The sequence below is a fragment of the Streptomyces sp. NPDC006283 genome (assembly GCF_040613325.1).
In the GTDB taxonomy this organism is placed as follows: domain Bacteria; phylum Actinomycetota; class Actinomycetes; order Streptomycetales; family Streptomycetaceae; genus Streptomyces.
This window is the reverse complement of the sequence record NZ_JBEXRZ010000121.1, coordinates 1-20,968: the sequence shown is the minus strand read 5'-3', so window position 1 is coordinate 20,968 and position 20,968 is coordinate 1. Positions and strand designations below refer to the sequence as shown.

Here is a 20,968-nt window from a genome sequence, read left to right as displayed (position 1 = left end):
CTTCGCCAGCTACCGGCTGCTCAAGGCCGACAAGAAGGAGACGGTGCGCAGCGGCAAGGAGGGCGGCCGCCCCGCCCGCACCGAGGGCGGCACCCGCCGCCGCGACGGTCAGTCCCGCGCGCAGCAGTGCGCGCCGCGAGTTCTTGGAAGCTGCGTGACGAGCCATGAATCCCTGCCTGTCGAGTAATCATGCGTGTGCGGACAGTAGTTGAGGATGTGACGCTCGTACCAACCGCCGCTTTGGGGGCTCCCCGGCACCGATTGATGCGTCACACTTGTCTCCCGTGAGTTCCCAACCCATTCCGACCCGCGTCGTGCTGCTCGCGGGCCCCTCAGGTTCCGGAAAGTCATCTCTCGCCGCCCGTACCGGCCTGCCGGTCCTGCGCCTGGACGACTTCTACAAAGAGGGCAACGACCCGACGCTTCCCGTGGTGACGGGCAGCACGGACATCGACTGGGACTCCCCGTCGTCCTGGGACGCGGACGCCGCGGTCTCCGCGATAGCGGAGCTGTGCCGCAGCGGCCGTACCGACGTGCCGGTGTACGACATCGCCACCAGCTCCCGGAGGGACACCGAGACCCTCGACATAGGCCGCACGCCGCTGTTCGTGGCCGAGGGGATCTTCGCGGCCGACATCGTCCGGCGCTGCCAGGAACTCGGCGTACTGGCCGACGCGCTGTGCCTGCGCGGCCGGCCGTCGACCACGTTCCGCCGCCGGCTCGCCCGAGATCTGCGTGAGGGCCGCAAGTCGGTGCCGTTCCTGCTGCGCAGAGGCTGGCGCCTGATGCGCGCGGAGCGCGGCATCGTGCACCGCCAGACGGAACTGGGCGCGCACCCCTGCAACAAGGCGGAGGCGCTGGGCCGCCTCGCGGCGGCGGCAGCGGGGCGCTGCCGGACGCCGTCGCCGGCGTAGCGAAGGGCGTGGCCCGGGTCCGTTCCGCCGGCGTCCGGGCCCCAAGGGAACGCCACGACACAGGAGTGGGGCCGGACAGAACCCCCCGGCCTGTCCGGCCCCACTTCGTCTCCCCCGTCGGATCCCCGTGTCCCCCGTGGATCCGTCCGCCGTCTCCCCCGAAACGGCGGCCCCCGTGTTTCCCCCGTTGCCTTCAGGCCACCAGCTCGCCGAAGGACTCTTCCTCGTCACGGCCGAAGCTGAGGACCTCGTCCTCGCGCAGCCGGCGGAGCGACCGCCAGATGCTCGACTTCACCGTGCCGACACTGATGTCCAGGATCTCCGCGATCTCCGGGTCGGTGCGGCCCTCGTAGTAGCGGAGGACCAGCATCGTGCGCTGGAGTTCGGGGAGCCTGGCGAGCGCCTGCCACAGGACCGCGCGCAGCTCCGTGCCCCGCATGGCGTCGGTGTCGCCGGGCGTCTCCGGCAGCTCCTCCGTGGGGTACTCGTTGAGCTTGCGCCGGCGCCAGGCGCTGATGTGCAGGTTGGTCATGGTGCGGCGCAGGTAGCCCCCGACCGCCGCCTTGTCGCTGATCCTGTCCCAGGCCCGGTACGTCGAGAACAGCGCGCTCTGCAGCAGGTCCTCGGCTTCGTAACGGTCACCGGTCAGGTGGTAGGCGGTGGCGAACAGGGAGGCGCGGCGCTCCTGGACGTAGGCCGTGAACTCGGCCTCGGAACAGGACGTCCGCTCTCCCGTCGCCTCCCCGCTTCCCCCCGTGGGTGCGTCAACCACCGTCATGAACGACGGCTTGTGCTGACGCCCGGCGCCGCGAACGCACCCCCGCCCGTTCACGGCGCCGGACTTCTCGGTGCTCCGCGCGACGTCGTGGAGACGCGTCACAACTGCGCTTGAGGTGGTGCTGTGCAGTGCGTTCATCTCGCGCCCCCCGTCGAGTGGAGTCTGCTTGGTTCCTGGTGAGAAAAAGCCTGCCCGGCCTGTTTCATGGCGTTGTCCGCCGACTGTCACAGGCGCGTCACAAGGGGAGGTGTCGTGCAGGGAACGGGGGTCGAGGTCCCTGGGAGTCGAACTAGGGCTCCCCATGGGCCAGAATGACCCCGTGCCTTTCCTGTTGCTGATCGAGGACGACGACGCCATCCGCACGGCCCTCGAACTCTCGCTGTCTCGCCAGGGCCACCGTGTGGCCACCGCGGCGACGGGCGAGGACGGTCTGAAACTGCTGCGCGAGCAGCGGCCCGACCTGATCGTGCTGGATGTGATGCTGCCGGGGATCGACGGCTTCGAGGTGTGCCGGCGGATCAGGCGCACCGACCAGCTGCCGATCATTCTGCTGACCGCTCGCAGCGACGACATCGACGTTGTCGTCGGGCTCGAGTCCGGCGCGGACGACTATGTCGTCAAGCCGGTGCAGGGCCGGGTGCTGGACGCCCGGATCCGCGCCGTACTGCGCCGCGGCGAACGGGAGTCCACGGACTCCGCGACCTTCGGCTCCCTGGTGATCGACCGATCCGCGATGACGGTCACCAAGAACGGCGAGGATCTGCAGCTCACGCCCACCGAGTTGCGTCTCCTGCTGGAGCTGAGCCGCCGGCCCGGCCAGGCACTGTCGCGGCAGCAGCTGCTGCGGCTGGTGTGGGAGCACGACTACCTCGGCGACTCACGTCTGGTGGACGCGTGCGTGCAGCGGCTGCGGGCGAAGGTGGAGGACGTGCCGTCCTCTCCGACCTTGATCCGCACGGTGCGCGGCGTCGGTTACCGGCTGGACGTTCCGCAGTGACCCACGCGTACGTCCCGGACGGGGCCGGCCGGTGAGCGGTGGCACCGGCCCGGTGAGCGGCGCCGGGAACGAGGGCGGCGGGCCGAGGCGCGGGATTCTCACCGGGATCCGTCTGAGCAGTCTGCGGCTGCGTCTGGTGGTGGTCTTCGGACTCGTCGCGCTCACCGCCGCCGTGTCCGCGTCCGGCATCGCGTACTGGCTCAACCGCGAGGCGGTGCTGACGCGTACGCAGGACGCGGCGCTCGAGGACTTCCGGCAGGACATGCAGAGCCGCGCGGCGGCGCTGCCCCTGCGCCCCACGCAGGAGGAGATCCAGCGTGCCGCCGAGCAGATGGGCAACGGGAACAACGGCTTCAGCGTGCTGCTGATCGGCGAACGGGCGGAGGGCAAGCCGATCGTCGGCGTCTCCGACCCCGACGTGTTCACCAAGGAGGACGTGCCGCAGTCGCTGCAGGACGCGGTGAACGACCGGCAGGAGATCAGCGCCGCCAACTCGGTGCCGTACCACCTGTTCTGGCAGCGGACCGAGCGCGGCGGGAAGCCGTATCTGGTCGGCGGGACCCGGATCGTGGGCGGTGGGCCGACGGGCTACATGTTCAAGTCCCTCGACCAGGAACGCCAGGACCTCAACTCCCTCGCCTGGTCCCTGGGGATCGCGACGATGCTGGCCCTGGTCGGTTCCGCGCTGCTCGCGCAGGCCGCCGCGACGACGGTGCTGCGGCCGGTGCACCGGCTGGGCGAGGCGGCGAGGCAGCTCGGCGAGGGCAAGCTCGACACCCGGCTGCGGGTCTCCGGTACGGACGAACTGGCCGAGCTGGCAAGGACGTTCAACAAGACGGCCGCGTCGCTGGAGAAGAAGGTCGCGGACATGAGCGCGCGGGAGGAGTCCAGCCGTCGCTTCGTCGCCGACATGTCGCACGAGCTGCGCACCCCGTTGACCGCGCTCACCGCCGTCACCGAGGTGCTGGAGGACGAGGCCGACAGCCTCGACCCCATGATCGCGCCGGCCGTGAACCTGGTGGTCAGCGAGACCCGGCGGCTGTACGACCTGGTGGAGAACCTCATGGAGGTCACCCGCTTCGACGCGGGCACCGCGCGGCTCGTGCTGGACACCGTCGACGTCGCCGACCAGGTCACCGCCTGCATCGACGCACGCGCCTGGCTGGACGCGGTGGAACTGGACGCCGAGCGCGGCATCATGGCGCGGCTCGACCCGCGCAGGCTCGACGTGATCCTGGCCAATCTGATCGGCAACGCGCTCAAGCACGGCGGCTCGCCGGTCCGTGTGTCGGTGCGCACCGCCGACTCCGAGCTGGTGATCGAGGTGCGCGACCACGGGCCCGGCATTCCGGAAGAGGTGCTGCCGCACGTCTTCGACCGCTTCTACAAGGCGAGCGCCTCCCGCCCGCGTTCCGAGGGCAGCGGCCTCGGTCTGTCGATCGCCGTGGAGAACGCCCACATCCACGGCGGTGACATCACGGCGGCCAACTCAGCCGACGGCGAAGGCGCGGTGTTCGTGCTGCGGCTGCCCCGCGACGCGTCCTCTCTTGCGGACTGCGAGGCGGTCGGGACGGGCGACGCGGACGGCGGGGACGGCGGCACAGGTGCGGACCAGGGCCGTGAACGGGGAGAGGACGACACGCTGTGACAGCGGTTGAGGGCAGGGCCGTGGACGTCACGGCCGCCGGGGGGCCGGCCGACGGCGCGGCGCGGAGGCAGGCCCGTGCGCACCGGTCGGAACGACGCCCTTCCAAAACGCTCACGGCACTCACCGCGTTCGCCGCCGCCGTCCTGCTCGCCGGCTGTGGCATCAGGACCACTCAGGTGCCCGTCGACGCCGGAGCCGCTCCCTCGCGGGTGCCGTGCGAGGTGTCGGCCGAGAACATCACGCCGCAGACACACGAGCAGGGCGTCCCGGTCCGGGTCTACATGGTGTGCGCCTCGCAGCTGGAGTCCGTCGACCGTACGGCGAGGATCACCGAGAGCAAGGCCGGCGACAGCCCGCCCGAGTTCGCGCAGGTGCTCCTCGACGAGCTGCTGAAGGAGCCGTCGTCGCCGGAGCAGGAAGCGGGCTTCGCGACATATGTGCGGGGACCGCTGATGGTGAGCGGCGCTCGGGAGGGTGACCCCGTCGGCACCCTGCGGCTGAACCGCCAGCCGGAGGACCTGCCGGCGCCGGCCCTGGCCCAGATCGTGTGCACCCTGGCGGAGAGCAGGGCGACGGCTGCGGGCGGTGCCGTGGTGCTCGGCGGCCCCGGCGACTACCGGCCGCACGCGTACGTGTGCTCCGCCCAGACCAAGCAGCGGCCCGAAGGGGCCGTGCCCACCACGGGCACCCTGCCCTCACCGGGCCCAACCGTCTCCTAGGAATCGCCTCCTGGGAAACGGCGGAACCGTTTCCCGCCGGCCGTGCGTCTAGGGGGGCGTGCAGCGTCAAGGTTCGGGCGGCAGTGCCGCCATCCGCTTCCGCGTGGCGGGGCTCGTCCTCCTCCTCGCCCATCTGCTGCTCGTCTCATGGCTGACGCTGCGACCACTCGACGTGATGTGGGTGACGGCGGCGAACCTGGAACCCTTCGCCGGGATTGAGGCCGCCCTTGAGCTCGGGCCCGTCGAGGCCGTACGACGTATCGGCGGCGGTCTGCTCCTGCTGGCGCCGCTCGGGGTTCTGCTGCCGATGGCGAGCGGCCGGCTCGCCGTCTCCCCGTGGGCGTCACTGACGCGCACGGTCGCGGCCGGCGCACTGCTGTCGCTCGGGATCGAGCTGCTGCAGACCGGTGTGCCGGGCCAGGTCGTCGACATCGACTCGCTGCTGTTGAACACGACCGGGGTGGCGCTCGCCCATCTCGCGGTCGTGCCGGCGGGCCGTGCCCGGCTTCGCCGCCGCCTGCTGGGGAGGCGCGCCGGGTCCGCGCTGACCGGCCGGGAGCGTGAGGTGCGGCGCAAGGCCGTGCTCCGGGAGGAGGGATCTCAGGGGTCGACCCCGACGATTCCCAGGGTCGGGATCGCCCCGTGGAGCGACGCTTCGTCCCCTTCGTGACGACACCATGGATATATGAGGAGCCCGGGGAAAGGCTCCCACCGACGGTCTCACGAAGGAGCCCACCATGGCCGCACTTGTCCGCCCCCGTGACGGAAGGATGATCGGCGGAGTCTGCGCCGCGCTGGCCCGGCGCTTCGGCACGTCCGCCACCACGATGCGCGTGATCTTCGTGGCTTCCTGCCTGCTGCCGGGGCCGCAGTTCCTGCTCTACCTGGCGCTCTGGGCGCTGCTGCCGTCCGAGAAGACGGCCGCCGGCGCCTGGTGACCGCCTCGCGCGACGGCTCTCAGCCGGCAAGCACCTGCGCGACCTTCGCGAGCTGCTTGTCGGCGACTTCCCGGGGCACGCGCGGCGGCTTGCGCCGTGCGAGGTCGAACGCCATGAAGCGGGCGACCGTCGCGCCCTTGCGGACCACGACCACGTGGATGGGCGACTGGGCCCCCTCGTTCGTGGCGACCGTGGTCCAGGCGACCGTCTCGTCGCCGCCCCGGGCGGTGAACGGGTCCGCCTTCACCTCGCGGTAGGTGGCGCCGCGGTCGTCCAGTGCCGTCTCGAATCCGGCCCCGCACACCGGGAGAGCCGATGCGAGGCCGTCCATCAGCCTCTTGGCCTCGGCCTCGCCGTACGAGCTCAACGACGCGGAGACCGCGAGGCCGAGTTGGTCGAGCGAACCGAGCCCGCGGCCCACGGTGTGCGTCGCCCGCGGGTCCGGCTTCTCGCCCATGGCGTCGGCGAGCGGCTGGCACTGCTTCTTGTCGGCGGTGGGCTGCCCGGTGGGCGCGAGCGCGCTCTTCTCCGCCGAGATCTGGAAGCCCGGCAGATCGCCCGTGGTGAAGGACGCGCGCTGCAACTGCGGGGCGGTGAGCGGTACGGACGGGTCGCCGCCGGATCCGTCGCCGCCTTTGCCGGTGTCCGTGGCCGGGGCCGCGCTCTTGCCCGGGCGGGTGTCGTTGCCCCTGCCGGATTCCCCGCCGCCGTCGCTCGTGCAGCCGGTTGCGGCCGGCAGCAGAGCGCAGACGGTGCCGAGTACGGACAGCGCGGTGGTCTTGGCTCGCATGGCGGCGATCCTGGCACAAGCGCGTGGGGCGCACACCCGCTTCGGGTGTGCGCCCCACGCTTGGGTCACGCCGAAACGCTACGGTGCGAGGTCAGGCTCCGAGGCCGGGCAGCAGGCCGCCCACGACCGGAAGGCCGCCGCCGGCCAGGGCGTCGGTCGGAAGACCGCCACCGGCGAGCGGGAGGCCACCGAGCAGACCGGCGACCTGCTCGGTCGAACCGGAGGGGGCCACCTCGCCGACGGCGCCCTGCGCGGTACCGGGCAGCGTGGAGGCGCTGTCCGTCACCACGCTGCCGCCACCGGACAGGGCGTCGGCCGCGCCCGCGGGCAGCTTCCCGGTGACCTCCTGGACCGGCAGCGTCTGGGAGACGTCGCCGAGCGCTCCCGTCGGGTCGGGGACGACGGAAGCCGCGGAGGCGGTGCCGGCGGCGACAGCGGCGAAGGCGGCACCGAGAGCGGCGACACCGAGGGTCTTTGCAGCAGACTGCTTCATAAGGAATGAGTCCTTGGGGACGGGAACATGAGCGGCTCTGCAAGCTAGTGAGCCTCGCACAGGGCCCGCAAACAACGTGAAGCGGCCGGGAATTGACGCTCCGGCCGCTTCGGTGTAGGCGCTTGCAGGGTGGCCGGGACGGCTCAGTTACCGGCCGTGGCGGTCTGCTTGAACAGCCATTCGGACTTCAGTTCGGCGTAACCCGGCTTGATGACGTCGTTGATCATCGCGAGTCGTTCATCGAAAGGGATGAACGCGGACTTCATCGCGTTGACGGTGAACCACTGCATGTCGTCGAGCGAGTATCCGAACGCCTCGTTCAGCAGCTCGAATTCACGGCTCATGCTGGTGCCGCTCATCAGCCGGTTGTCGGTGTTGACCGTGGTCCTGAAGTGCAGCTTCCGGAGGAGACCGATCGGATGCGCCGCGATGGAGTCCGCTGCGCCCGTCTGCAGGTTGGACGTGGGGCACATCTCCAACGGGATGCGCTTGTCCCGAACGTACGCCGCGAGCCTGCCGAGCGTCACGGAGCCGTCCTCCGCGACCTCGATGTCGTCGATGATCCGTACCCCGTGACCGAGCCGGTCGGCACCGCACCACTGGAGGGCCTGCCAGATCGAGGGCAGTCCGAAGGCCTCGCCGGCGTGGATGGTGAAGTGGTTGTTCTCGCGCTTGAGGTATTCGAACGCGTCGAGGTGGCGGGTGGGCGGGAAGCCGGCCTCCGCGCCCGCGATGTCGAATCCGACGACGCCGTTGTCGCGGTAGCGGTTGGCGAGTTCGGCGATCTCCAGGGCTCGGGCGGCGTGGCGCATCGCGGTGAGCAGGGCGCCCACCCGGATGCGGTGACCGCTCTCCCTGGCCCGCCGCTCGCCTTCGCGGAAGCCGTCGTTGACCGCCTCCACGACCTGCTCGAGGGTGAGCCCCGCTTCGAGGTGCTGCTCGGGGGCGTAACGGACCTCGGCGTAGACGACTCCGTCCTCCGCGAGGTCCTGCGCGCACTCGGCCGCCACGCGGAACAACGCGTCACGGGACTGCATGACGGCACAGGTGTGCGCGAAGGTCTCCAGGTACCGCTCCAGCGAACCGGAGTCGGCGGCCTCCCGGAACCAGATCCCGAGCTTGTCGGGCTCGGTCTCCGGCAGGGCCTCGTATCCGGCGTCACGGGCGAGTTCGATGATCGTGCCCGGCCGCAGACCGCCGTCGAGGTGGTCGTGGAGCAGCACCTTCGGGGCGCGGCGGATCTGGTCCGCGGTGGGCGAATTGAGGGTCTGGCTCGTCATCTGCGCACTCTAGCCCCTACGCGCGTAGAGCGCGCCCCTTCGGATCGCTTGTCGATACGTAACAGTGACCGCGCGTACGGGTGGAGTACACCTCGGCTTCTGAGACTGTTCTGCCATGGCACACCATGCACTGCCCCGGTGGCGGGGGCGTCCGGCCACTGCGGCTGGAGGGGCGAGCGACCGTGGCTGGACGACGGTCGCACGGGTGGCACGAGGGGGCCGGTCGGGGGCGCAGGCCAAACTGGGCAATGTGCCGGGGCGTTCGGGCGCCAGGAACGACGGGACCGACCCGGCGGTGGCCGGGGCGGTTCTGCTGCTGCCGGACGGCGAGCCGCAGTCCGCACGCAGGGCGTCCGCCCTGTCGTACGCCGCAGTGCTGCCGCTGGGGCGCGCGCTCGCCAGGGCGGGGCGTGACGACGGGCTGGCGGTGCACAGCGTGCACTACCGCGGCCGCGGCTGGAACGGCGCCGACGCCCAGCTCGCGGCGGACGCGACCTGGGCGGTCGAGGAGGTCGTACGACGCTACGGCGACGTCCCCGTGTGTCTGGTCGGTCACGGCATGGGCGGGCGGGCCGCGCTGCACGCGGCGGGCCATCCGGCGGTCAACTCCGTGCTGGCCCTGGCCCCTTGGCTGCCCGAGCACGACGTGGCCGCGGAGCCGGAGCCGGTACGGCAACTGGTCGGCCGCAAGGTGCTGATCGTGCACGGCACCAAGGACGCGCGCACCGATCCGGAGCTCTCCTACCGACTGGCCGAGCGTGCCAAGAAGTCCAACCGGGACACCTGCCGCTTCGAGGTGCACTCGGACGGGCACGCGCTGCGCCAGTACCAGGAGGAAGTGCACGCGCTGGCTGTCGACTTCGTTCGCGGATCGCTCTTCACAAGGCACTACGCCCGGCCCGTCACGGACGCGCTGGCGGCCCCGCCGCCGCTTGGGCTGAGGATGCCGCTGGCGGCGGGTTTCGGCAGGGCGCTGCGGTCCTGAGCCGGGGCCGCCGGACTACGACCACGCGGGCACGCCGACCCGGCCGGCGGCACTGCGCGAGGTCGCGAAGGAGACGGGCGCGACCGTGAAACAGGTGGTGCTCGCCCGGCAGATCGGCGGCAGGCTGCCGGTCATCCCGCTGGCGGGAGCGTCGTCGGGGGCCCAACTCGACGCGAACCTGGCGGCGGTGGACCTCGACCTGACGGAAAACCAACGCGCCCGGCTGGACGGGGCCCACTGACGCGGGGGCGGGCGCGCCGGCCGGGCGGACGGGCGAGGGCCGTCGAAGGCGGACGGGGGGCCTCGAGGCCGAGGGCCGCGCGCCGCCGCGAGCGGACGTTTCACGGCGCGGACCGTCAGCCGGAGAGGGCGGAAGGCTGCGGGCCGACGAGGGCGCACGGGCGAGGGGCCTCGAGACCGAGGGCCACGCGCCGTCACGACCGGACGCCTTACGACGCAGCCGTCAGCCGGAGAAGGGCGGAAGGCTGCGGGCCGACGAGGGCGCACGGGCGAGGGGCCTCGAGACCGAGGGCCGCGCGCCGTCACGACCGGACGCCTCACGGCGCAGCCCGCCGGCCCGGACGGGTCGCCGTCCAGGCCCAGGGCCGCGTGCCGTCACGAGCGGATGGCCTCGCGGCGCGGCCCGTCAGTCGGAGAGGAGGCGGCCGCGTCGGGAGAGCAGGAAGCGTTTGAACTCCGCCACCGGCGGTGTGTCCGGGTGGCCGTCGAGCCAGGCGACGCCGATCTCGCGGACCGCCCGGGGCGCGGTCACCGTCAGTTCCACGACGCCTGGGCGGGCCACCGCCGGCGGGGGCAGCAGGGCCACGCCGAGGCCCGCCGCGACCAGGCCTCGCAGGGTCTCCGCCTCCTCGCCCTCGAAGGCGACGCGCGGCGTGAAGCCCGCTTCCGCGCACAGGTCGTCGGTGATGCGCCGCAGGCCGTAGCCGGGCTCGAGGGTCACGAAGGTCTCGTCGGCGGCCTCCGCGAGGCGGACGCGCCTGCGGCCGGCGAGCCGGTGGTCGTCGGGGACGACAAGCCGCAGACGCTGTTCGTCGAGACGGCGCGCGACCAGGTCGGGGGCGTCGGGCACGGGCGAGGTGAGGCACAGGTCCAGCTCGCCCGCCCGGAGCCGTTCGATCATCGCCTCGCCGTAGTTCTGCACGAGCGTGAAGCGGATCCGCGGATGGTCCGCGCGGAAGGCGCGGATGAGGCCGGGCACCGTCTCCGACCCCATGGTGTGCAGAAAGCCGAAGGCGACCTTGCCCGACCGCGGGTCGGTGTCGGCCCGCACGGCCTCGGCGGCCCGCTCCACCTCGGCGAGCGCTCGTTCCGCGGAGGCGAGGAAGGTGCGGCCGGCCGGGGTGAGCGAGACCGTACGGCCTTTGCGGGCGAACAGCGCGACGCCCAGGTCCTCTTCCAGGCGGACGATGGCCCGCGACAGCGTCGACTGGGGCACGCCCATCTCCTGCGCGGCACGCGTCACATGCTCGTGCCGGGCGACGCCCGCGAAGTACGCGAGGCGGGGAGCCAGCTCCAGCGTGATGTCTTCTTCGTAACTGCCCGGTGACAGGCGAGGCCCTGAGCTGCGTTCATGCACCATGGGAACGATTATCGCCGTTTCATGCATTGGACGCATGAAAAACGGCGGCCTACCTTCGACGTATGCCTCCTGCCAGTACCAAGGCGTCCACCACCGTGGGCGCCGCCCCGTCGTCCCCCGACCTCCTCTCCCCCGGCGCTCCCGGCTACCGCCGCATGAGCTTCGCGCTCTTGGCCGCCGGAATGGCGACCTTCGCCCTCCTCTACTCGACGCAGGCGCTGCTGCCCGCCGTCTCGGCCGACTTCGGCGTCACCGCCGGCGCCGCCAGCTGGACGGTGTCCGCCGCCACGGGCGCGCTGGCCCTGTGCGTGCTGCCGCTCAGTGCGCTGTCCGAGCGCTTCGGACGGACCACCGTGATGAACGCGTCCCTCGCGGTCGCCGTCGTGGTGGGTCTCCTGGTGCCGTTCGCCCCGAACGTCGAGTGGCTGGTGGCGCTGCGCGCCGTGCAGGGCGCAGCGCTGGCCGGTCTGCCGGCGTCGGCGATGGCGTTCCTCGCGGAGGAGGTGAGGCCCAAGGCGCTGGTCGGCGCGATCGGCCTGTTCGTGGCCGGCAACAGCATCGGAGGCATGAGCGGCCGTATCGTCACCGGCTGGGTGGCGCAGCTCGCCGGCTGGCGCGTCGCGCTCGCCGCGGTGGGCGTGATGGCGCTGGTGTGCGCGCTGGTGTTCCGCGCGCTGCTGCCGAAGGCTCGGCACTTCACTCCCGGCACGCTGAACCCGCTCGCCCTGGCGAAGACGGTCCGCGGACATCTGGCCGACCCGCTGCTGCTGCGGCTGTACGCGATCGGCGCCCTGTTCATGACCGTCTTCGGCGCGGTGTACACGGTGATCGGCTACCGCCTGGTGGAGGAGCCGTTCGGGCTCGCGCAGGGCGTGATCGGTTCGATCTTCCTGGTGTATCTCGTCGGTACGGTCTCCTCCGCCGCGGCCGGCAAGCTGGTCGCGCGGCTCGGCCGCAGGGGGGCGCTGTACCTGGCGGTGACCACGACCGCCGCGGGTCTGCTGCTCTCGCTGTCCGATGCGCTGACGGCGGTGCTGCTGGGCCTGGTCCTGATCACCGCGGGCTTCTTCGCGGGCCACGCCGTCGCCTCCTCCTCGGTGAGCCGCACGGCGAAGACGGGCCGCGCCCAGGCGTCGGCGCTCTACCAGTCGGCCTACTACCTGGGCAGCAGCGCGGGCGGCACGCTCGGCGCGGTCGCCTTCCACGCCGGCGGCTGGGGCGGAACGGCACTGCTGGGGCTGCTCGCGGTCCTGGGCGTCGTGTCGATCACGCTCTACGGGACGCACGCGGCACGGTCGCAGGAGCGGCGGCTCGCGGCAGCTGCCGCATAGGGCCCGGGGTCGGGCCCCCCGAGCCCCCGAGCCGTCACCAAATACGTCATGGAGTCGTGCAACTACTGCTCCCCTCCGGGTGTCTCAACCGTCAGACCATCCCAACCGGAAGGCACACGAAGGGGAGTTGGGGAGCATGGCGGACAACATCGGAAGAACCGGACCGCGACGCCTGCTGATGCGCCGCCGCCGTACCGGAGTCGTACTCTCCCTGACCGGGCTGCTGGTGCCGCTCACCGCCGTTCTCGGCAGTGGCACGGCGCAGGCGGCGTCGTGCACGCTGTCGACGGGTCCGCACCAGAAGCAGGTGGAGCAGTTCCTCGGGCGCCCGGTGGACGGCCGGCAGTCACCGGCCGACTGCCGGGCGATCCGCGCCTTCCAGGCCAAGCACGGGATCACCCCGACGATCGGCTACGCGGGCCCGCTCACCTGGCGCACGATGAACACGATGCTGGCGCAGCGGGCCGCCGGCCAGAACCCGAACAAGGCGGGCACGTGCCCGACGAACAAGGGACGTATCGCCTGCGTCGACCTGACCCGGCAGCTGAGCTGGATCCAGGACGGCGCGAGGCTCAAGTACGGCCCGGTTCCGGTACGGACGGGCAAGGACGGCACGGAGACCCGTACCGGCGCGAAGAAGATCTACTGGCGCAACATCGACCACTGGTCGACGATTTACCACGTGAGCATGCCGTACTCGCAGTTCTTCGACGGCGGCCAGGCCTTCCACTCCACCACGAAGTCCATGTACAACCCGCCCGGCTCGGGCGGTTGCGTCAACATGCGCCCCGCGGACGCGAAGGCATACTGGAACCTGCTGAAAAACGGCGACGACGTATACGTCTACGGGCGCAAGCCCGGAACCTGACCCCGTTGTCAGTCCTCTCCTGTAGGTTCCGAAGGGCTGGTGCCGATGGGTGACAGGGGTGGACCAATGAGTGACCTCGCGACGACACAGGAACTGGACGCGCGGCTGGAGAAGCACCGCAAGGAGCTGACCGGCTACTGCTATCGCATGCTCGGATCGTCCTTCGAGGCGGAGGACGCGGTCCAGGACACGATGGTGCGGGCGTGGCGCAGCTTCGACAAGTTCGAGGGCCGTTCGTCCCTGCGCTCGTGGCTGTACCGCATCGCGACCAACGTATGCCTGGACATGCTGAACGCGGGCAATCGCCGTGCCCGTCCGATGGACCTGTCCGGCCCGACGCCGGTCGCGCAGGCCCAGCTCAACGCCCGCCCCGAGATCACCTGGCTGGAGCCGGTGCCCGACGGGCGGGTGCTGCCGTCCATAGTGGACCCGGCGGAGACGGCGGTCGAGCGGGAGACGATCCGGCTCGCGTTCGTCGCCGCGCTGCAGCATCTGCCGCCCAAGCAGCGGGCGGTGCTGATCCTGCGCGAGGTGCTGGCCTGGAAGGCGAGCGAGGTCGCCGAGTTGCTCGGCACGAGCGTCGCCTCGGTCAACAGCGCGCTGCAGCGTGCCCGGGCCACGCTCACCGAGCAGGGCCCGGCCGCATCCGACGCGGCGGATCCGCTCGACGAGGAGCAGCAGCGGCTGCTGGAGCGCTATGTCGCGGCCTTCGAGGGGTACGACATGAAGGCGCTGACCGCGCTGCTCCACGAGGACGCGACGATGTCCATGCCGCCCTACGACCTGTGGCTGCGCGGTCACGACGACATCGTGGGCTGGATGCTGGGTGTCGGCGACGTCTGCCGCGGCTCGAAGCTGGTCCCGACCATGGCGAACGGCTCCCCCGCCTTCGCGCACTACCACCCGTCGGCGGACGGCGAGGGGTACGAGCCGTGGGCGCTCATCGTCCTCGAGCTCTCGGACGGCAAGGTCGGCGGGATGGACTTCTTCCTGGACACCAAGCGCTGGTTCCCGCTGTTCGACCTGCCGAAGCGGCTGGACAAGGCGGGCGAGCCGGTCGGGGCCGAAGATTCTCAGGGTCTGTCGTTCGGATCAGGCCCGGCTTGATCCGAACGAAAGGCCCTACGCGGCATCGGCCAGTTCCGGCAGGCCCACCAGCTCCAGCAGGGCGATCAGTTCGGGTCCGGCGTTGCGCAGCCGGACCCAACTGCCCCGCCGGCGCGCGGTGAGGTGCAGCCGGGCGAGTACGTCGACGGCGGACAGGTTCACATGGACCAGGCCGCCGACGTCACACAAGACCTCGGTGGGTGAACGGCCCCCGCGTCCGTCGTCACGGAGGAGTGCGCTCAACTCCTCGCAGAGGCGCGGCACATCGGCCGGGGTGATCCTCCCGGGGAGGCGCATGACGGCAGGTTCGATGGCGTCCACACCGGAAGAGACCGTCGCCGTGCCCGGAACTCATCGTGGCATGCCGTCGTGCCGTCGCGCCTGCGTGCCTGGGCGGGACCGGCACCGGGTGCCGGTCCCGCCGGCCGCACGCCATTGTCGCGGCTCAGGCGATGCGGTCCAGCACGATCGGGTTCGCCGTGAAGGCCGTGCCGGCCGGAGCGATGTCGTATGCGGCCTCCAGGGACTTCAGCGCGTAGTCGAACTTCTCCGGGGTGTCCGTGTGTAGCGTCAGCAGCGGCTCGCCTGCCTTCACCGTGTCGCCCGGCTTGGCGTGCAACTCGACACCCGCGCCCGCCTGGACCGGGTCCTCCTTGCGGGCGCGGCCCGCGCCGAGACGCCAGGCGGCGATGCCGATGTCGTAGGCGTCGAGGCGGGTGAGGACGCCCGAGGACGGCGCGGTGACGACGTGCTGCTCGCGGGCGACGGGCAGGGTGGCGTCCGGGTCGCCGCCCTGGGCGGCGATCATGCGGCGCCACACGTCCATGGCAGAGCCGTCCGCCAGCGCCTTCGCCGGGTCGGCGTCCTTGATGCCTGCCGCGTCGAGCATCTCGCGGGCGAGCGCGAGGGTCAGCTCGACGACATCGGCGGGGCCGCCGCCAGCGAGGACCTCGACGGACTCGCGGACCTCGAGCGCGTTGCCCGCGGTGAGACCGAGCGGGGTGGACATGTCGGTGAGCAGCGCGACGGTCCTCACACCGCTGTCGGTGCCGAGGGCGACCATGGTGGAGGCGAGTTCGCGAGCGTCCTCGATGTTCTTCATGAACGCACCGGTGCCGACCTTGACGTCCAGGACGAGCGAGCCGGTACCTTCCGCGATCTTCTTCGACATGATCGAGGACGCGATCAGCGGGATCGCCTCGACCGTGCCGGTGACGTCGCGCAGCGCGTAGAGCTTCTTGTCGGCGGGGGCGAGCCCGTCGCCGGCCGCGCAGATGACCGCGCCGGTGGTGTCGAGGACGTGCAGCATCTCCTCGTTGGAGAGCAGGGCCCGCCAGCCGGGGATGGACTCCAGCTTGTCGAGCGTGCCGCCGGTGTGGCCGAGGCCGCGGCCGCTCAGCTGCGGCACCGCCGCCCCGCAGGCTGCGACCAGCGGGGCGAGCGGCAGGGTGATCTTGTCGCCGACGCCGCCCGTGGAGTGCTTGTCGGCGGTGGGACGGGAGAGGGCGTCGAAGTTCATCCGCTCGCCGGAGGCGATCATCGCGGCGGTCCAGCGGGCGATCTCCGTGCGGTTCATGCCGTTGAGGAGGATGGCCATGGCCAGCGCCGACATCTGCTCGTCGGCGACCTCGCCGCGGGTGTAGGCGTCGATGACCCAGTCGATCTGCTCCGGGCTCAGCTCGCCCCGGTCCCGCTTGGTGCGGATGACGGAGATGACGTCCATGGCATTCCTCCAGGGTTGATCTTCTGCGGTTCTACGCGCATAGAGAGACTAAGGGAGCGGCCCCTCCGCCGGAGCGGAAGGGCCGCGGGACTAGCGGAGATGATCGGGCCCGAAGGCCTGCGGGAGCATCTCCGACAGGGGCAGAACGCCGGCTGGCGTGTCCATCAGCAGCGTGGGCCCGCCGAACTCGAAGAGCAGCTGGCGGCAGCGCCCGCACGGCACGAGGAGCCGGCCCCGGCCGTCCACACAGGTGAAGTGCGTCAGCCGCCCGCCGCCGGTGGCGTGCAGCTGGGACACCAGACCGCACTCGGCGCAGAGCCCGAGCCCGTACGAGGCGTTCTCGACATTGCACCCCGTCACCGTACGACCGTCGGCGACGAGCGCGGCGACACCGACCGGGTAGCCCGAGTAGGGGGCGTACGCGTGCGACATCGCCTCACGCGCCCGCGCCCGCAGGGGCTCCCAGTCGAAACCGTCGTGCGCGGTCACTTGCCCTGGCCCTTGAAGTACGGCTGACCGTCAGCCTTGGGCGGGCGCAGCCGCTGCGCGGACACCGCCAGCACCAGCAGGGTCGCCACGTACGGCGCGGCGTCGACGAACTGGCTCGGCAGCACGTCGGTGAGCGCGTACCAGGCGAACAGCAGCGCCGAGAAGGCCGCCGAGATCACCGCCTGCAGGTACTTCTTCTTGTACAGCTGCCAGAACACGACGATCAGCAGCAGGATGGCCAGCAGGAGCAGCATGGCGTGCACGTTCACCGCACCGCCGCGCAGCTTGAGGCTGTCGGTGAAGCCGAACAGGCCCGCGCCCAGCGCCATGCCGCCCGGCATCCAGTTGCCGAAGATCATGGCGGCGAGACCGATGTAGCCGCGGCCGCCGGTCTGTCCCTCCTGGTAGATGCCGGTGATGATGGCGAGGAACGCGCCACCGAGGCCGGCCAGCGCGCCGGAGACGACGACGGCGATGTACTTGTACTTGTAGACGTTGACGCCGAGGGATTCGGCGGCGACCGGGTTCTCACCGCAGGAACGCAGGCGCAGACCGAACGAGGTACGCCACAGGACCCACCACGTGCCCGGGACGAGCAGCAGCGCCACGACGGTCAGCAGGGACAGGTTGGTGATCAGACCGCCGAGGACGCCGGCCAGGTCGGAGACGAAGAACCAGTGCTCGGCCTGCAGATCTGCCAGCCAGTCGGAGAGTCCCGGAACGGTGATCCGGTCGATGGCGTCGATGCGCGGGGACTGCTTGGAGGACCCGCCCTCGGTCTCGGCGAAGGTGAAGTTCGACAGGTAGCGGGTGAGGCCGGTGGCCAGGATGGTGATGGCGACACCGGAGACGATGTGGTTGACCTTGAAGCTCACCGTCATCACGGCGTGCAGCAGACCGCCCAGCGCACCGCCGGCGATTCCGACGACCACGCCGGTCCACGGGCCCCACTGGTAGCCCGCCCAGGCGCCGAACCAGGTGCCGAGGATCATCATGCCCTCGAGACCGATGTTGATGACACCGGCCCGCTCCGCCCAGAGACCGCCGAGTCCGGCGAGGCCGATCGGCACGGCCAGCTGGAGCGCGCCGGAGACCTGGCCGACGGAGGTGAGGTCGTCCGCGCCGCTGATCACCCGTACCAGGGAGAACAGCGCCAGTCCGCCCGCGACGATCAGCAGGACGACGGGCAGGGACAGTTTGCGGCGGCCGCCGCCCTTCTTGGGCGCGGTGCTCGCCATCGAGACCGTGCTCGTGGACTCGCTCATGCCGTCCTCAATTCATTCGCTTCTCCGCCCGCGGTGGGGGTACCGCCCGCCGAAGGCAGGGGGAGCACCGGTGCGGAAATCGTCGTCATGTGCAGGCCGGTGGCCTCGCGTGCGTCACTCATGCCGCGGCCACCTCCTTGTTCTTGCGGGCCTGCGCGGCAAGCTCCTCGCCGACCTTCTGCTGCTGACGGCGCAGCCCGTACTGCCGGACGAGTTCGTAGGACACGACGACCGCGATCACGATCAGGCCCTGCATGATGGCGGCGATCTCCTTCGGGTAGCCCTCCAGGCTGAGGCCCTCCGCCGTCTTGTCCAGGAAGGCGAAGAGCAGCGAGGCGAAGAGGATCCCGATCGGGTTGTTGCGGCCGAGCAGGGCGATGCCGATGGCGGTGAAGCCGACACCGACCGGGAAGCTCAGGCTGTAGGTGTGGGTCTGGCCCAGCAGCATCGGCATACCGGCGAGGCCCGCCATGGCTCCGGAGATCAGCATGGCGGTGAGGACCATCTTCTTGGCGTCGACACCGCTGGCCTGGGCCGCGGACTCGCTGGCGCCGGTGGCGCGCAGGTCGAAACCGAAGCGGGTGCGTCCCAGCACGAACCAGTAGACGATGCCCAGCGCGAAGGCGACGAAGGTGAAGCCGTAGATGGTGCCGCCGTCCATCTCCAGGCCGGGGAACCAGCCGGACTCGGCGATCTCGCCCGTGGTCAGGTCGTTGGACCCCTCCGGCCGCACGCCGAGGTTCGCCGGAAGGATCATCCAGGCGATCAGGCTGGTCGCGATGGCGTTGAGCATGATCGTGGAGACGACCTCGCTCACCCCGCGGGTGGTCTTGAGGACGCCCGCGATACCGGCCCAGAGGGCACCGACGGCCATGGCGACGAACACGATCAGCAGGATGTGCAGCGGGCCGGGCAGGTCGACGGCCGCACCGACGACGGCGGCGAGCATGACCGCGAGGCGGTACTGGCCGTCGACGCCGATGTTGAAGAGGTTCATCCGGAAGCCGATGGCGACGGCGAGCGCCGCCAAGTAATAGATACCGGTCTGGTTGATGACCAGGACCTGGACGTCCGTGAACTCGATCTGCTCGACCATCAGCTGGTACGGCTCGATCGGGCTGCGGTCCGAGAGGAGCAGCACCACCGAGGTGAGCAGGAAGGCCACGACCAGGGCGAGCGCCGGGCCGGCCAGGCCCAGGATCAACCGGTCCTTGTCGAACTTCTTCATCGGCTCTCACCGTTCTCGTGGTGCTCGAGGTGGCCGGAGGCGGCTCCGGTCATGGCGGAGCCCAGCTCCTCCGGCGTGATCGTGGCGGGGTCGGCGTCGGCGACCAGACGGCCGCGGTACATCACCCGCAGGGTGTCGGAGAGCCCGATGAGCTCGTCCAGGTCGGCGGAGATCAGCAGCACGGCCAGACCCTCGTGGCGGGCCTCGCGGATCTGGTCCCAGATCTGCGCCTGCGCGCCGACGTCCACACCACGGGTGGGGTGGGCGGCGATCAGCAGCTTGGGCTTGTGGCTCATCTCGCGGCCGACGATCAGCTTCTGCTGGTTGCCGCCGGACAGGGAGGCCGCGGTGACCTCGATGCCGGGAGTGCGCACGTCGTACTCGCGGACGATCCGCTCGGTGTCCTTGCGGGCCGCCTTGAGGTCGAGCAGGCCCTTCCTGCTGTTGGGCGCCTCGGTGACATGGCCGAGGATGCGGTTCTCCCACAGCGGCGACTCGAGCAGCAGCCCGTGCCGGTGCCGGTCCTCCGGGATGTAGCCGAGGCCGCCCTCGCGCCGCTTGCGCGTGGACGCGTGGGAGATGTCGGCGTTGTCGAGGGTGATGACGCCGCCGTCGGGCTGCCGCAGACCGATCAGGGCTTCGATGAGCTCGGTCTGGCCGTTGCCCTCGACACCCGCGATGCCCACGACCTCACCCTTGTGGATAGTGAAGTTGATGCCGGCGAGGACCTCGCGGACCACGCCGTCGGGGTCGGTCACGGTGAGCGTGAGGTCGTCGACCTTCAGCATCGGGACGTCGGTGACCGTCGACTCGCGGGTCTCCGGCGAGGGCAGCTCGCTGCCGACCATCAGTTCGGCGAGCTGCTTGGTCGTGGTGCTCCTCGGGTCGGCCGTGCCCACGGTCGTACCGCGGCGGATGACGGTGATGTCGTCGGCGACCGACAGCACCTCGCCGAGCTTGTGCGAGATGAAGATGACGGTGAGGCCCTCGGCCTTGAGCTCGCGCAGGTTGTCGAAGAGCGCGTCGACCTCCTGCGGGACGAGCACGGCGGTCGGCTCGTCGAGGATCAGCGTGCGGGCGCCGCGGTAGAGGACCTTGAGGATCTCGACGCGCTGGCGGTCGGCGACACCGAGCTGCTCGACGAGTGCGTCCGGGCGCACGTTCAGCCCGTACGCGTCTGAAATCTCCTGGATCTTCTTCCGGGCCTTGGCGCCGATGCCGTACAGCTTCTCGCCGCCGAGAACGACGTTCTCCAGGACGGTGAGGTTGTCGGCCAGCATGAAGTGCTGGTGCACCATGCCGATGCCGCGTGCGATGGCGTCGGCGGGGCTCGAGAAGGCGACCTGGTCGCCGTCGATGGTGATGGTCCCCTCGTCCGGCTTCTGCATGCCGTAGAGGATCTTCATCAGGGTCGACTTGCCGGCACCGTTCTCACCGACGAGGGCGTGCACGGTGCCCTGACGGATGGTGATGTCGATGTCGTGGTTGGCGACGACGCCGGGGAAGCGCTTGGTGATGCCGCGCAGTTCTACGGCGGCAGGAGGGCTGGACGCGGTGATGACGCACTCTCCTTGGCGGGAAGGAGCGGGAGGGCAGGCGGAAGGGGCGGGCTGTGGTGGTCATGGGGGGCGTGGCGAAGTTATCGCGCCGGAAGGCCCTCTACGCGCGTAGCGCTCCCGAATACCAAAACCCGGGGGCCGGAAACCGGTCCGCGGGCCGTGGGGGGGGGGGGGCGGGGCCGCGGGCCCGCGGGGGGGCCCCCCCGGGGGGGGTGCGGGGGTGTGGGTGGGTTTTGTGGGGGGGGTGTTTGGCGTT

22 protein-coding genes and 1 pseudogene are annotated in these 20,968 nt (G+C 70.9%); 12 read left to right on the top strand and 11 right to left on the bottom strand.

Features of this window, described 5'->3' with window-relative positions:
* Positions 1 to 187: hypothetical protein (locus tag ABZ070_RS23320; RefSeq protein ID WP_356636838.1), on the top strand; the 187-nt coding region annotated here is incomplete at its 5' end.
* Positions 188 to 284: 97 nt separating this feature from the next.
* Positions 285 to 914 (top strand): hypothetical protein, encoded by a 630-nt coding sequence (locus ABZ070_RS23315; protein ID WP_356636836.1) that lies wholly within the window; start codon positions 285 to 287, stop codon positions 912 to 914.
* Positions 915 to 1,107: 193 nt separating this feature from the next.
* Here the strand turns inward: ABZ070_RS23315 and ABZ070_RS23310 are convergent, their stop codons facing one another.
* Positions 1,108 to 1,830, bottom strand: a complete 723-nt coding sequence (locus ABZ070_RS23310) for a SigE family RNA polymerase sigma factor (RefSeq protein ID WP_356636834.1) — start codon at positions 1,828 to 1,830, stop codon at positions 1,108 to 1,110.
* A 181-nt stretch (positions 1,831 to 2,011) separates the two neighbouring features.
* On the opposite strand from ABZ070_RS23310, the gene afsQ1 reads away from it, so the two are divergent.
* The 5 genes from afsQ1 (at position 2,012) to ABZ070_RS23285 (ending at position 5,994) form a co-directional block, all read left to right on the top strand.
* Positions 2,012 to 2,689: a two-component system response regulator AfsQ1 gene (gene afsQ1 / locus ABZ070_RS23305; RefSeq protein WP_175257369.1), complete on the top strand. Its 678-nt coding sequence runs from the start codon at positions 2,012 to 2,014 to the stop codon at positions 2,687 to 2,689.
* A 52-nt stretch (positions 2,690 to 2,741) separates the two neighbouring features.
* On the top strand, positions 2,742 to 4,337 hold the full coding sequence (locus ABZ070_RS23300; RefSeq protein ID WP_356636848.1) for a HAMP domain-containing sensor histidine kinase: 1,596 nt from the start codon (positions 2,742 to 2,744) through the stop codon (positions 4,335 to 4,337).
* 143 nt (positions 4,338 to 4,480) lie between these two features.
* A complete protein-coding gene (locus ABZ070_RS23295) occupies positions 4,481 to 5,056 on the top strand; it encodes a hypothetical protein (protein WP_356636846.1) in 576 nt (191 codons plus the stop codon).
* 58 nt (positions 5,057 to 5,114) lie between these two features.
* Positions 5,115 to 5,726, top strand: a complete 612-nt coding sequence (locus ABZ070_RS23290; protein ID WP_356636832.1) for a VanZ family protein — start codon at positions 5,115 to 5,117, stop codon at positions 5,724 to 5,726.
* A 67-nt stretch (positions 5,727 to 5,793) separates the two neighbouring features.
* Complete coding sequence (locus ABZ070_RS23285; RefSeq protein ID WP_356636830.1) at positions 5,794 to 5,994, top strand: PspC domain-containing protein; 201 nt, start codon at positions 5,794 to 5,796, stop codon at positions 5,992 to 5,994.
* Positions 5,995 to 6,013: 19 nt separating this feature from the next.
* Here ABZ070_RS23285 and ABZ070_RS23280 read toward each other — a convergent pair whose 3' ends face one another.
* From ABZ070_RS23280 to ABZ070_RS23270, 3 genes are all read right to left on the bottom strand, one after another.
* Positions 6,014 to 6,784 (bottom strand): hypothetical protein, encoded by a 771-nt coding sequence (locus ABZ070_RS23280; RefSeq protein ID WP_356636828.1) that lies wholly within the window; start codon positions 6,782 to 6,784, stop codon positions 6,014 to 6,016.
* A 91-nt stretch (positions 6,785 to 6,875) separates the two neighbouring features.
* Positions 6,876 to 7,277, bottom strand: a complete 402-nt coding sequence (locus tag ABZ070_RS23275; RefSeq protein WP_356636826.1) for an ATP-binding protein — start codon at positions 7,275 to 7,277, stop codon at positions 6,876 to 6,878.
* A 143-nt stretch (positions 7,278 to 7,420) separates the two neighbouring features.
* On the bottom strand, positions 7,421 to 8,557 hold the full coding sequence (locus ABZ070_RS23270; RefSeq protein ID WP_356636824.1) for an adenosine deaminase: 1,137 nt from the start codon (positions 8,555 to 8,557) through the stop codon (positions 7,421 to 7,423).
* 250 nt (positions 8,558 to 8,807) lie between these two features.
* Here ABZ070_RS23270 and ABZ070_RS23265 point away from each other — a divergent pair, with 250 nt between their 5' ends.
* Entirely contained in the window at positions 8,808 to 9,542 is a 735-nt protein-coding gene (locus tag ABZ070_RS23265) for an alpha/beta hydrolase (RefSeq protein WP_356636844.1), read from the top strand.
* A pseudogene (locus ABZ070_RS23260) lies at positions 9,538 to 9,783 on the top strand (aldo/keto reductase); the annotation flags it as partial. The gene ABZ070_RS23265 and the pseudogene ABZ070_RS23260, both read left to right, overlap by 5 nt.
* A 405-nt stretch (positions 9,784 to 10,188) precedes the next feature.
* On the opposite strand, the gene ABZ070_RS23255 reads toward ABZ070_RS23260, so the two are convergent.
* Complete coding sequence (locus tag ABZ070_RS23255; protein ID WP_356636822.1) at positions 10,189 to 11,142, bottom strand: LysR family transcriptional regulator; 954 nt, start codon at positions 11,140 to 11,142, stop codon at positions 10,189 to 10,191.
* A 62-nt stretch (positions 11,143 to 11,204) separates the two neighbouring features.
* Here ABZ070_RS23255 and ABZ070_RS23250 point away from each other — a divergent pair, with 62 nt between their 5' ends.
* The 3 genes from ABZ070_RS23250 (at position 11,205) to ABZ070_RS23240 (ending at position 14,448) form a co-directional block, all read left to right on the top strand.
* Complete coding sequence (locus ABZ070_RS23250; protein ID WP_356636820.1) at positions 11,205 to 12,473, top strand: MFS transporter; 1,269 nt, start codon at positions 11,205 to 11,207, stop codon at positions 12,471 to 12,473.
* Positions 12,474 to 12,651: 178 nt separating this feature from the next.
* A complete protein-coding gene (locus tag ABZ070_RS23245; RefSeq protein ID WP_356636842.1) occupies positions 12,652 to 13,341 on the top strand; it encodes a L,D-transpeptidase family protein in 690 nt (229 codons plus the stop codon).
* 66 nt (positions 13,342 to 13,407) lie between these two features.
* Positions 13,408 to 14,448: a sigma-70 family RNA polymerase sigma factor gene (locus ABZ070_RS23240; protein WP_356636818.1), complete on the top strand. Its 1,041-nt coding sequence runs from the start codon at positions 13,408 to 13,410 to the stop codon at positions 14,446 to 14,448.
* A gap of 15 nt (positions 14,449 to 14,463) precedes the next feature.
* On the opposite strand, the gene ABZ070_RS23235 is transcribed toward ABZ070_RS23240, so the two are convergent.
* From ABZ070_RS23235 to ABZ070_RS23210, 6 genes are all read right to left on the bottom strand, one after another.
* Positions 14,464 to 14,745 carry an STAS domain-containing protein gene (locus ABZ070_RS23235; RefSeq protein ID WP_356636816.1) on the bottom strand — a complete coding sequence of 94 codons (282 nt, stop codon included), beginning with the start codon at positions 14,743 to 14,745 and terminating at the stop codon, positions 14,464 to 14,466.
* A 148-nt stretch (positions 14,746 to 14,893) separates the two neighbouring features.
* Positions 14,894 to 16,171 carry a thymidine phosphorylase gene (locus ABZ070_RS23230; protein ID WP_356636814.1) on the bottom strand — a complete coding sequence of 426 codons (1,278 nt, stop codon included), beginning with the start codon at positions 16,169 to 16,171 and terminating at the stop codon, positions 14,894 to 14,896.
* 90 nt (positions 16,172 to 16,261) lie between these two features.
* Positions 16,262 to 16,660 carry a cytidine deaminase gene (locus ABZ070_RS23225; RefSeq protein WP_356636812.1) on the bottom strand — a complete coding sequence of 133 codons (399 nt, stop codon included), beginning with the start codon at positions 16,658 to 16,660 and terminating at the stop codon, positions 16,262 to 16,264.
* On the bottom strand, positions 16,657 to 17,925 hold the full coding sequence (locus ABZ070_RS23220; RefSeq protein ID WP_356636810.1) for an ABC transporter permease: 1,269 nt from the start codon (positions 17,923 to 17,925) through the stop codon (positions 16,657 to 16,659). Before ABZ070_RS23220 ends, ABZ070_RS23225 begins: the two co-directional genes overlap by 4 nt.
* A 118-nt stretch (positions 17,926 to 18,043) precedes the next feature.
* On the bottom strand, positions 18,044 to 19,153 hold the full coding sequence (locus ABZ070_RS23215) for an ABC transporter permease (RefSeq protein ID WP_356636808.1): 1,110 nt from the start codon (positions 19,151 to 19,153) through the stop codon (positions 18,044 to 18,046).
* Positions 19,150 to 20,679 (bottom strand): ABC transporter ATP-binding protein, encoded by a 1,530-nt coding sequence (locus ABZ070_RS23210; protein WP_356636840.1) that lies wholly within the window; start codon positions 20,677 to 20,679, stop codon positions 19,150 to 19,152. Before ABZ070_RS23210 ends, ABZ070_RS23215 begins: the two co-directional genes overlap by 4 nt.
* Between the last annotated feature and the right edge of the window lie 289 nt (positions 20,680 to 20,968).

Coding starts and splice junctions, on each gene's coding strand:
- ABZ070_RS23240 (WP_356636818.1), top strand. CDS start 13,408: ATGAGTGACCTCGCGACGACACAGGAACTGGACGCGCGGCTGGAGAAG.
- ABZ070_RS23245 (WP_356636842.1), top strand. CDS start 12,652: ATGCGCCGCCGCCGTACCGGAGTCGTACTCTCCCTGACCGGGCTGCTG.
- ABZ070_RS23310 (WP_356636834.1), bottom strand. CDS start 1,830: ATGAACGCACTGCACAGCACCACCTCAAGCGCAGTTGTGACGCGTCTC.
- ABZ070_RS23215 (WP_356636808.1), bottom strand. CDS start 19,153: ATGAAGAAGTTCGACAAGGACCGGTTGATCCTGGGCCTGGCCGGCCCG.
- ABZ070_RS23235 (WP_356636816.1), bottom strand. CDS start 14,745: ATGCGCCTCCCCGGGAGGATCACCCCGGCCGATGTGCCGCGCCTCTGC.
- ABZ070_RS23230 (WP_356636814.1), bottom strand. CDS start 16,171: ATGGACGTCATCTCCGTCATCCGCACCAAGCGGGACCGGGGCGAGCTG.
- ABZ070_RS23285 (WP_356636830.1), top strand. CDS start 5,794: ATGGCCGCACTTGTCCGCCCCCGTGACGGAAGGATGATCGGCGGAGTC.
- ABZ070_RS23275 (WP_356636826.1), bottom strand. CDS start 7,277: ATGAAGCAGTCTGCTGCAAAGACCCTCGGTGTCGCCGCTCTCGGTGCC.
- ABZ070_RS23270 (WP_356636824.1), bottom strand. CDS start 8,557: ATGACGAGCCAGACCCTCAATTCGCCCACCGCGGACCAGATCCGCCGC.
- ABZ070_RS23250 (WP_356636820.1), top strand. CDS start 11,205: ATGCCTCCTGCCAGTACCAAGGCGTCCACCACCGTGGGCGCCGCCCCG.
- ABZ070_RS23220 (WP_356636810.1), bottom strand. CDS start 17,925: ATGAGCGAGTCCACGAGCACGGTCTCGATGGCGAGCACCGCGCCCAAG.
- ABZ070_RS23280 (WP_356636828.1), bottom strand. CDS start 6,784: ATGCGAGCCAAGACCACCGCGCTGTCCGTACTCGGCACCGTCTGCGCT.
- ABZ070_RS23255 (WP_356636822.1), bottom strand. CDS start 11,142: ATGGTGCATGAACGCAGCTCAGGGCCTCGCCTGTCACCGGGCAGTTAC.